This is a genomic window from Sphingomonas sp. (assembly GCF_036387535.1).
GTDB lineage: Bacteria > Pseudomonadota > Alphaproteobacteria > Sphingomonadales > Sphingomonadaceae > Sphingomonas_R.
Map to the genome: position 1 here is coordinate 1 of NZ_DASVTO010000046.1, position 10,079 is coordinate 10,079.

At 65.8% G+C, this 10,079-nt stretch carries 8 protein-coding genes, 1 tRNA gene and 2 pseudogenes; 10 read left to right on the plus strand and 1 reads right to left on the minus strand.

Features of this window, described 5'->3' with window-relative positions:
* The 6 genes and pseudogenes from VF649_RS03800 to VF649_RS03825 all read left to right on the plus strand — a co-directional run.
* A pseudogene (locus VF649_RS03800) lies at positions 1-441 on the plus strand (alpha/beta hydrolase); the annotation flags it as partial.
* A 120-nt stretch (positions 442-561) separates the two neighbouring features.
* Positions 562-1,359, plus strand: a complete 798-nt coding sequence (locus tag VF649_RS03805; protein WP_331010630.1) for a hypothetical protein — start codon at positions 562-564, stop codon at positions 1,357-1,359.
* Positions 1,360-1,472: 113 nt separating this feature from the next.
* A complete protein-coding gene (purC, locus tag VF649_RS03810; RefSeq protein ID WP_331010631.1) occupies positions 1,473-2,252 on the plus strand; it encodes a phosphoribosylaminoimidazolesuccinocarboxamide synthase in 780 nt (259 codons plus the stop codon).
* A 13-nt stretch (positions 2,253-2,265) separates the two neighbouring features.
* Positions 2,266-2,496, plus strand: a complete 231-nt coding sequence (purS, locus tag VF649_RS03815; RefSeq protein WP_331010632.1) for a phosphoribosylformylglycinamidine synthase subunit PurS — start codon at positions 2,266-2,268, stop codon at positions 2,494-2,496.
* On the plus strand, positions 2,493-3,158 hold the full coding sequence (purQ, locus tag VF649_RS03820) for a phosphoribosylformylglycinamidine synthase subunit PurQ (RefSeq protein ID WP_331010633.1): 666 nt from the start codon (positions 2,493-2,495) through the stop codon (positions 3,156-3,158). The genes purS and purQ overlap by 4 nt, the downstream gene beginning before the upstream one ends.
* A gap of 413 nt (positions 3,159-3,571) precedes the next feature.
* Positions 3,572-6,655 (plus strand): TonB-dependent receptor domain-containing protein, encoded by a 3,084-nt coding sequence (locus tag VF649_RS03825; protein ID WP_331010634.1) that lies wholly within the window; start codon positions 3,572-3,574, stop codon positions 6,653-6,655.
* Positions 6,656-6,761: 106 nt separating this feature from the next.
* On the opposite strand, the gene VF649_RS03830 is transcribed toward VF649_RS03825, so the two are convergent.
* Complete coding sequence (locus VF649_RS03830) at positions 6,762-7,502, minus strand: queuosine precursor transporter (RefSeq protein ID WP_331010635.1); 741 nt, start codon at positions 7,500-7,502, stop codon at positions 6,762-6,764.
* A 60-nt stretch (positions 7,503-7,562) separates the two neighbouring features.
* Between VF649_RS03830 and VF649_RS03835 the strand changes: the two genes are divergently transcribed.
* From VF649_RS03835 to VF649_RS03850, 4 genes and pseudogenes are all read left to right on the plus strand, one after another.
* Positions 7,563-7,639, plus strand: a tRNA-Arg gene (locus tag VF649_RS03835).
* Between the two features lie 95 nt (positions 7,640-7,734).
* Positions 7,735-8,481, plus strand: coding sequence for an NUDIX hydrolase (locus tag VF649_RS03840; RefSeq protein WP_331010636.1), 747 nt, complete (start codon positions 7,735-7,737; stop codon positions 8,479-8,481).
* On the plus strand, positions 8,481-9,212 hold the full coding sequence (locus VF649_RS03845; RefSeq protein WP_331010637.1) for an extensin family protein: 732 nt from the start codon (positions 8,481-8,483) through the stop codon (positions 9,210-9,212). The genes VF649_RS03840 and VF649_RS03845 overlap by 1 nt, the downstream gene beginning before the upstream one ends.
* Positions 9,213-9,367: 155 nt before the next feature.
* Positions 9,368-10,079 (plus strand): annotated as a pseudogene (locus VF649_RS03850) (polysaccharide deacetylase); the annotation flags it as partial.

Consider the following 10,079-nt stretch of genomic DNA (forward strand, 5'->3'; position numbering starts at 1 on the left):
GCCGCTCGCCCCCGCCTGCCGCGGTCGAGCCCGCTGCGTAGCCGCCGGCCGCTCAAGATCGCGCATGTCATCAGCCTGGGCGGCCTGCCCGATCTGGAACGGACCGCCGCCACGCCCGAAAACGGCTGCGGCAGCGAGGTCGTCGCCAAGCTGATCGGCACCGATGGCGGTCATGCCCGGCGCGATCCCTATGCCGACACCTCCATCCCCCGCCTCCTGCCGCTGCATGTGCCGCAGGATCTGGTGAACGGGCGCGAGGACAAGATCATCCCCTATGTCTTCGCCACCGATTACACCGCGCTCGCACAAGCCGCCGGCGACCGCGCGACCCTCCACACCGTCCCCCGCACCGGCCACGTCGAACTGGTCGCACCGGGCAGCGCCGCCTGGGACGAAGCGAAGCGGCTGGTGCGGGCGGCGTTCGAGCAGACGCCGAACTAATCGGGCCGTCGCCTCGTCCGTCCGCAATCCTTTTCCTTCAAATCCAGCAACGCCGTCAGGCCGGTTGACGCCAATTCCTACTTGGATGATGTTGATTGCATGTGGGTGGGAGGAATAGCGATGCGCAAGCGGTCGATCGTTTTGGCGAGCCTGTGTCTGGCGGCGTGCAGCAAGGCACCGGACGGCAGGGAAGCACCCGATATCGGCGGGAATGCCAGCGCGGGCGTGGCGTTCACCTACGGCTACGCGTTCGAACTCCCCTCACGCGAAATCAGCGACTTGCAAGAAACGCACGCGCAGGCATGCGAGCATGCTGGCCTCGCCAATTGCCGGATCACCGGGCTGACGTACACCGTCGATCGCGATGGCCAGGCGTCCGCATCGCTTTCGGTCAAGGTCGCTGCCGGAATCGCGCGCCGCTTCGGGCGCGATGCCATATGGTCCGCCGATAAAATCGGTGCCACCCTCGTCGGCGCAGAGATCACCGGAGAGGATATGCAGCCGGCGATCGCCGAGGCGCGGGCCGAGGAGCGAACCGCCGGAGCGGACGCCGCCGATTTGGAGCGACGCCTTCGCGATCCCCGACTGCCGGCCGCCGAGCGGCAAGGCCTCGAAGAACGAAGGGCCGCGCGCGCCGAGGCCGAACGATCCCAGGCTGCGGCTGCGCGCGCGCAGGCGGCGCGGCTGGCGGATACGCCGATGGCGTTCAGTTATCAGGCCGGCCGCGGCGTCGGCTTCGGCAATGCGCTGCGCGACAGCGCGGATGCGGCATTGTCCTCCACCCGCACGACATTGATCTGGGCGATCTGGCTGCTGGCGACGCTGGGGCCGCCCGGTATCGCGCTGCTGCTGATCTGGCTGGTCTGGCGGCGGTGGGGCCGCCAAAGGTGGGAACGATTGATCGGCCCTGCCGAATGATTGCACCCCCGGCACCCTTCGCCTATAGCCCGCGCCCATACCGCCCCGGAGCCGCTGACCCGCGCCGCCGGGGCGCCTGTGTTTTGACGGGCGTTTTTTCAGGGGATGTGCGCATGGCTCGACGCCGTCAGATCTACGAAGGCAAGGCCAAGATCCTGTACGAGGGGCCGGAACCCGGCACGCTGATCCAGTATTTCAAGGACGACGCGACCGCCTTCAACGCGCAGAAAAAGGGCACGATCAACGGCAAGGGCGTGCTGAACAACCGCATCAGCGAGCATGTCTTCACGCTTCTCGATCATATCGGCGTGCCGACCCATTTCATCCGCCGCCTGAACATGCGCGAGCAATTGATCCGCCAGGTCGAAATCGTGCCCATCGAAGTCGTGATCCGCAACGTCGCCGCCGGTTCGCTGTCCAAACGGCTGGGGATCGAGGAAGGCACGAAGCTGCCGCGCACGATCATCGAATATTATTACAAGGACGATGCGCTCGGCGATCCGATGATCACCGACGAACATATCGCCGCCTTCGGCTGGGCCAGCCAGGAGGAGATGCACGACATCGCCGACCTGGCGATCCGGGTGAACGACTTCCTGTGCGGGCTGTTCGCCGGCGTCGGCATCCGGCTGGTCGATTTCAAGCTGGAATTCGGCCGCATCTGGGACAACGACTACGGTCGCATCATCCTGGCGGACGAAATCAGCCCGGACGGCTGCCGGCTGTGGGACATGGAAACCAACGACAAGATGGACAAGGACCGCTTCCGTCAGGATCTGGGGGGCGAAGCGGAAGCCTATCAGGAAGTCGCCCGCCGCCTGGGCCTGCTGCCAGAGGGAGAGGACGGCGCGGTGCTCGATCTCGACAGCCATCGCAAGCGGCGCGGCAAGTAAGGAGCGGACGGCCATGAAGATCAAGGTTTTCGTGACCCTGAAACCCGGCGTGCTCGATCCGCAGGGCAAGGCGATCGAACACGCGCTCACCGGCCTGGGCTTCGGCGGGGTGGACAGCGTGCGCGCCGGCAAATTGATAGAGATGAACGTGTCGGACGACACCACCGACGCCACGATCGACGCCATGTGCCGCCAGTTGCTGGCGAATACCGTGATCGAGAATTACCGGGTGGAGCGGGCGTGAAGTCCGCAGTCATCGTCTTCCCCGGCTCCAATTGCGACCGCGACCTCGCGGTGGCGCTGGAGGCGGTGACCGGCACCGCGCCGACGATGGTCTGGCATGCCCACACGCAATTGCCCGAAGGATTGGGCTGCATCGCGGTGCCCGGTGGCTTTTCCTACGGCGATTATCTGCGCTCCGGCGCGATCGCCGCGCGATCACCGATCATGCGCGCGGTCGTCGAAGCGGCGGGCGCCGGTGTGCCCGTGCTGGGCGTCTGCAACGGCTTTCAGGTGCTGACCGAAGCGGGGCTGCTGCCCGGCGCGCTGATGCGCAATGCGGGGTTGAACTTCGTCTGCCGCGACGTCGCGCTGACGGTCGGCGCCGCGCGCTCGCCGTTCACTGCGGGCTACCGCGCAGGCGACACGATCACCGTGCCGGTCGCGCACCACGACGGCAATTATTTCGCCGACGCCGACACGCTGGACCGGCTGGAAGGCGAAGGGCAAGTCGCGTTCCGCTACGCCAACCCGGTCAACGGCGCCGCGCGGGACATCGCTGGCATCGTCAACGCCCGCGGCAACGTGCTGGGCATGATGCCCCACCCGGAACGCCGCATCGCACCCGGCCACGGCGGAATAGACGGCCGCGCGCTGTTCGAAGGGCTGCTGGAAACGATCGCCTGATACTGCGCGGCGCTTGAGCCTCGCAACCCAAGGCGGGCACCTGCCCCGCTGTTTGCCGACACGACCGGTCAGACAGCCGAATACTTGGGTGGTCACCTGCTCCGTGTACGATGCGCGGCGAGCGAACCGCAGCCCGCCGGGGTCGGCGAAGTTGCGCTATATTGGTATCCTTCAGACTGGATTGGTATGCAGCAAAACTGCACTGTTTCACGAAATTATCGCGGAAGTGAGTGCCTGTCCCTGGTGACGTTCCGATTGGTATTGTCACGCACCCGGTAGCCGTGTCAGTTTCGAAGCCGGACGATGTCGTGAGATCATCGCCGATGCTGAAACATCTCGGAACGCGGGGCGGGGGCGCCTCCCCTAATTCCCGGATGGGCAAGCAGGACTATCCTGCAAGAAGGGGAAAGATGATGATATCGTTGAAAAGTGTCTGGGCGACCACGTGTTGTGTCGCGGCGCTGCTGGCGGTGCCGGCGGTTGCGCAAACGGAACCCGCCGCCCAGCCGGGCGCGCAAGATACTACCGCTGCATCGATCGGCGACCCTGTCGCGTCCGCCAAGCTCGCCGCGGCACAGGACAGCGACCCGGCGGCTGACCGATCGGACGACGTCGTCGTCACCGGCACCCGCATCGTCCGTCCGAACAACAAATCGGCGGCGCCGATCGCCACCACCACCGCCAGTGACATCGCCATCCAGGGTGCCACCACGATCGAGGACGTGCTCAACCGACTGCCGCAAGTGCAGGCGAACGCGGAGCAGAATTACGCCGATTCGGACACCGGGCGCCAGCGCATCAAGCTGCGCAGCTTGGGCTATGAGCGTACGCTGATGCTGGTCGACGGGTTGCGCATGGGCCTGGCGAACGGCGCGGACGTCGGCATCATTCCGACCGCATTGGTCGAGCGTATCGACGTGCTGAGCGGCGGCGCATCGTCGGTCTACGGGTCCGACGCCATCTCCGGGGTCGTCAACTATGTCCTGAAGAAGAATTTCGACGGGGTGAACCTGACGAGCAATTACAGCTTCTTCAACCATAACAACCGGGCCAACGCAGTCACCGACGCGGCCGGGCGGGCTTTCTTGCCCGCGGATCGGGGGCTGACCAACGACGGCGCGCGCGTCAACGTCAACTTGGCGCTGGGCAAGAACCTGTTCGACGGACGGGTGAACATCACCGGATTCGTCAACTACAACCACTCCGACATCATTCCGCTGGCGGCGCGATCCTATTCGGCATGCGAGGTCGCACAGCCGGTGAAGGACGGCCCGCTGGCCTGTACGCGGGCCAGCTTCACTCCGAACGGCACGATCATCCCGCAGGCGGGACCGAGCGCGAATACGCAGTTCGTCAACAATCCCGATGGATCGCGCAGTTTCGTCCCCATCAACTCCGGCCCGAACACCGTCGCCAATCCCTTTGACGGATTCAGTTCCCAGCGTGAGTTTGAGCGGGTCAACACCGGCGGTTTCCTGACCGCCAAGCTGTCCGACGATATCGAGCTGTATTCGAGCGCGCTCTTCTACCGCGACAAGTCGCGTAATCCCCAACTCAACCGGACACTGAACTTCACCGCCTATGGTTCCCAGCCCTATCTGGTGAACTGCGACAATCCGTTCCTGTCAGCTTCGCAGGCGCAGACGCTGTGCGGGGCGCGCGCGGGAACATCGGACAACGCGCCGCTGGATATCCGCTATCGCTTCGATGGTTTGCCCCCCGCCGATCAGGAAATCTTAAACCGCGGCTTCCGGGTGACGGCGGGACTGCGTGGGCGCGTGCTCGACGACGTCTGGAGCTATGACCTGGTCGGCATGTACGCTCGCAACAAGACGACGTTCCAGGGGCAGCCGATCCCGAATTTCGATCGGCTGCAGCGCGCGCTGCAGGTGGTGAACGTGGGCGGCGTGCCGACCTGCAAGCCGGTAAACGGCGTCAGCGATCCGAATTGCGTGCCGTTCGACGCCTTTAGGGCCAACAACAACAACGCCGCGCTCAATGAGTATCTGTTCTACAACGTGTTCGGCTCCTCTATCTCGGTCCCAAGCCTGTGGCAGGGACTGGCGACGCTGTCTGCCGATCTGGGCCGGTACGGCATCACCTCGCCATGGGCCGGACAGGGCATCGCGGTCGCGTTCGGCAGTGAGTTTCGCGCAGAGAAATTCGTCCGAGCCTTTGACGAGATAGCCCGCCAAAACGGCAGTGGCGACGATGCGACGTTCACCCAGAATGTCTGGGAGGTAAATGCCGAGGCACAGGCACCCCTGATCGAGGATCGGCCGTGGACCAAGCTGCTCCAGGTCAATGCCGGCTACCGTCTGTCCAAGTATAATCGGCTTCCGGGCAAGTTCGACACGTGGAAGGTCGAGGGGCTGTGGGCGCCGATCGAGGACATCACGTTCCGCGGTGCGTACAACAAGGCGCAGCGCGCACCCGGCGTCATCGAGGCGGATCAGGCCAGCCGGGTTTTCTACCAGACGGTCCCGGGGGTAAACGATCCTTGCGCATCGCAGGTCAACCCGCAGAACCCGAACGGCACGCTGCCGCCGACCGCCTCGCTGGAGCAGTGCCGCCGGACGGGCCTGCCCGACGCTCTCTACGGCAGCGCGACGCTGCGCTGCCCCGATCAGGGATGCACCGTCCGCAGCGGCGGTTTCGACCTGACGCCGGAGACGGCCTATACCACCACCTTCGGCGTTGTGCTGCGCCCACGCTTCCTGCCCGGCCTGACCGCGTCGGTTGACCGGTTCGTCATCAACCTGAACGACTCGATAAACTTTTTTCAGACGACCGACTTTCTCAACGGCTGCATAGGCACGGGTATCAATTATTATTGCCGGGGCATCGTCCGCAACCCGGGAACGGGCACGTTGTCGAGCCCGATCACCAACGGCGCCAGGCCGGCTACCGGTTATCTCGCGTCCGGCACGAGCAACGGGTTCAAGTCGCAGTCGCATGGTTGGGATTTCCAGGGCCAGTATAATCTGGGGCTGGGCGGCGTTGGTGCGTTGAACCTGTCCTTCAACGGCTCGCTGGTAACGCGCGTGGGCTCGCAGGATTCGCCGGATGTCCCGCCGCGCAACTGCGTGGGCTATTACGGACCGGGCTGCGGCGAGAGCTTGCCCAAGTGGAAGCACGGCCTGCTCACCACTTGGATTTCCCCCGACAAGATCGCCAGCGTCTCGCTCAACTGGCGTCACATCGGCCCGATGACGATCTCGTACAATGCCGATCCCGCCACGGGTGTTCCGGTGACCCCGGCCGATCGCCGGACGACCTATGCCGGGGTGGACGCGTATAATTATATCGATCTGTCGACCAGCTTCGACATCGCCAAGCAGTTCACGTTCCGCTTGTCGGTGAACAATGTGTTCGACAAGGATCCGCCGCTGGTTCCCAACTCGCGCGGCGTGCTGGGCTTGCTCAGGAACAACACGATGTTCAACTACGATCTGCTTGGCCGGCAGGTGGTAGCGGGGGTCAACGTTCGGTTCTGACAGCCTGAATAGCTATGCGGGTCCGGCCGGCGACCGGGCCCGCCTTTTTTGTGAGCGTGCGATTTCGGCGCGCAGACCGCGGGTAACGTCTATCAGCGGTGCGCCGCTAGACGCCCGTCCGAAACGGCGAGAAGTTCGTTCCGCGGTCGAACACGTCGACCCCCTCGCGCCGCTTTAGGAAGCCGACAATGGCGTAGGTCGCCGGTGTCAGCAGCACTTCCCACGATACTTTCAGGACGAATTGCGTCGCCATCACCGTCAGCATCGCCTGCACCGGCCAGTCGGGCGCGCCGTAGAAGGCGAACGGGTAGAAGATCAGGCTGTCGATCCCCTCGCCCACCATCGTGCTGCCGATGGTGCGTGTCCACAGATGACGCCCCTGCGTCCAGATCTTCATCCGTGCCATCACGAAGCTGTTGGCGAATTCGCCCGCCCAGAACGCGCAGATGCTGGCCAGCACGATGCGCGGCACTTGCCCGAACACCTGTTCGTAGGCCGCCTGCCCGGTCCACCCCGCGTCCGGCGGTAGCGCGACGACGATCGCGCTCATCGCCACCATGAACAGCATCGCGCCGAAGCCCGCCCAGATGCACCGCCGCGCGCGCGCATAGCCATAGACTTCGGTCAGTACGTCGCCCAGCACATAGGACACCGGAAAGAACAGGATGCCCGCCCCGAACGGCCACGCCCCGACGAACGGCACGTCGATCACCGCGCGCTTGCCCGCGCCGATGACGTTGGACAGCAGCAGGACGGTGACGAACGCCGCCATCAGGAAATCGAAATAGCGGAACCGCGCCTGTGCGACCTGGCCCGCGTCCACGGCCTGATGTTGCCCCTCACCCATGCGCCCCGTTATGATCGCGGTTCACTCCCCACGCAATCCGGGCTATCGCGACGTCAGCGCGCGCCCGTAGTTCAACTGGATAGAGCACGAGCCTTCTAAGCTTGGAGTTGCAGGTTCGAGTCCTGCCGGGCGCGCCAATCGTGTATAGGCCCAATCGTGTATGGGCCCAATCGTGTATGGGCGATGTCGGAATATGGTTGTGCCAGTTTCGACAGCAGCCAGTGTCGATAGCATGACGAACGCCATCCCCGCCGCCACGCTGATCGTTATGCGCGACCGTGCTGGGTTTGCGCCCGAAATCCTGATGGTGGAACGTGCCAAGGCTATGGCATTCGCCGGCGGCGCCCTCGTCTTTCCCGGTGGCCGGATCGATCCGGGGGATCATGCGCTGGCTGCGGATAGCGGCTCCGGCTTGGCGGACGCAGCGGCGCGGATCGCTGCCATCCGGGAGACGATCGAGGAAGCCGGCCTCGCCATCGGCCTCACACCGCGCCCCGACACGGCGGCGGTCGCGGCGATGCGTGACGGCTTGCATGCGGGATCGCCGATGGACGCAATGATGGCGGATGCGGGCTTCGCTCTCGATCTGGCCGCACTGGTGCCGTTCGCGCGCTGGCTGCCTGCGCATGCCCATGCGCGCATCTTCGACACCTATTTCTACCTCGCTCGCGCGCCGGCAGGCGCCAGCCCAACCGTCGACGCCACCGAAAACGTGCGGCTGATCTGGACGAGTGCGGCGGACGTGCTCGACCAGGCGGATGCCGGCCATGCGACGATCATCTATCCCACCCGGCGCAACCTGGAACGCCTCGCGCGCTTCGCCGATTTCGACGCCGCGGTGGCGGATGCCATTGCGCATCCGATCCGCACGATCACGCCCTTCGTGGAACACCGCGAGGGTGCCGACCACCTCTGCATCCCCGACGATCTGGGCTATCCGGTCACATCCGAAGTATTGAGCGGGTCACTGCGCGGGTGATGCGGACCCTGCGCCGGTCGATCGGGTGGGCCGCGGGTCTTTTGCTGGCGGCAATGACGCTCCTGATAATATGGGCCGGCGTGCGCGGCAAACCGCAGGACCTGCCCTGGACGCCGCTCGATCTCGGGGCGCCGATCGGAATGGCGACGGGGCGCAAGCTGACCGGGCTCGACGAGGATTTCGCGGGTTGCCGCGCGCTGCTCGACCGCGCGGGGGTGCGCTACACGACGCTGCCGCCGCGTCGCGACGCGCCGCGCTGCGGCTATGACGACGCCTTACGCCTCACCGCGGGGGGCGCGCGGCGCATCGCGCTATCGCCGGCGGACGTCGGGATGGCCTGTCCGGTCGCAGCGGCGATGACGATGTGGGAATGGGACGTCGTGCAGCCGGCGGCGCAACGCACGTTCGGCAGCCCGGTGATCGAGATCGCGCATTACGGCAGCTACAATTGCCGGCGCATCGCCGGCCGCGACGTCAGGAACTGGAGCGAACACGCCACTGCCGATGCGCTGGACATCGCGGGGTTTCGTCTGGCCGACGGCACCCGCATCACCGTCGCCCGCGACTGGCGCGACGGGGGCGCCAAGGCGGCATTCCTCCACAAGGTTCGCGACGGTGCGTGCCGCCTGTTCGCCACCACGCTGTCGCCGGACTATAACGCCGCCCACGCCGATCATCTGCACCTGGATCAGGCCAGCCGCGGCAGCATCGGCTGGCGCGCCTGCCGCTAGGCTGCATTCGCTTTTTCCCCCGCGTTCTGAGCCGCCCGGCAACGATGCAGGGGCCCGTGGCGGCCCGCCGTCGCCCGTGCGGGCGCCAAGCTGACACCTTAACCATATAGTCCCACTCGGTCGGTAGAGACGGCGCATCATTCGCCGGGGACATTGTGACACATCCGATCTTCTATGATGACAGCGGGCGGCGGGCGTATTGGGTTCGCGCGGCCGGTGTGGCAACTCTGCTGCTGGTGCTGCTCGTTGCCGGGCTGTTGGCGCACATGGTCACGTCCGCGCGCGCGCAACTGCCTTTGCGCCTGACGGAGGATGCCGCGCGGCTGCATGCCAGCGCGGCGCAGCCGCAGCGGACCGCGGTGGGACCTTGGTTGCCCGCAGGTCCCTCCCCCGCCCATTCTCCCGCGATCACGCGTCCGTTGCCGGTGGTGGGCTTTTACATGCCGTGGGACGCGCCATCGCGACAATCGCTGTCGGCGCATGTCGATCGGCTCGACTGGCTGGTGCCGGGGCTGGCGACGGTGACGGGCGCGGACCACCGCTTCGTCTATGAAAGCGATCCCCACCTGCACCGGGTGCTGAAAGGTGCGCACGCGGCGCCGGTGGTGCTGCCGATGGTGCAGAACGCGCGCGAGGATGGCGGCTGGGACAGTGCCGGCATCGCCGCGCTGCTGGCGAGCCCGACCGCGCGGGCACGGTTCGCCGACCGCCTGACCGCGATGATCGATGCCGAAGGCGGCCGCGGCGTCATGCTCGACCTCGAAAGCCTGCCAGCAAGGGCGCACGGTGATTACCGGCATTTCCTGCGCGAGCTTCGCGCGCGCTTCGCCCCGCGCGGCTGGATGGTCACGATCGCAGCACCAGTGG

What these genes read in the sequence shown, in the direction of transcription:
- VF649_RS03805 (WP_331010630.1), top strand. Translation starts at nt 562, where the DNA reads ATGCGCAAGCGGTCGATCGTTTTGGCGAGCCTGTGTCTGGCGGCGTGC.
- purC (WP_331010631.1), top strand. Translation starts at nt 1,473, where the DNA reads ATGGCTCGACGCCGTCAGATCTACGAAGGCAAGGCCAAGATCCTGTAC.
- purS (WP_331010632.1), top strand. Translation starts at nt 2,266, where the DNA reads ATGAAGATCAAGGTTTTCGTGACCCTGAAACCCGGCGTGCTCGATCCG.
- VF649_RS03825 (WP_331010634.1), top strand. Translation starts at nt 3,572, where the DNA reads ATGATATCGTTGAAAAGTGTCTGGGCGACCACGTGTTGTGTCGCGGCG.
- VF649_RS03830 (WP_331010635.1), bottom strand. Translation starts at nt 7,502, where the DNA reads ATGGGTGAGGGGCAACATCAGGCCGTGGACGCGGGCCAGGTCGCACAG.
- VF649_RS03840 (WP_331010636.1), top strand. Translation starts at nt 7,735, where the DNA reads ATGACGAACGCCATCCCCGCCGCCACGCTGATCGTTATGCGCGACCGT.
- VF649_RS03845 (WP_331010637.1), top strand. Translation starts at nt 8,481, where the DNA reads ATGCGGACCCTGCGCCGGTCGATCGGGTGGGCCGCGGGTCTTTTGCTG.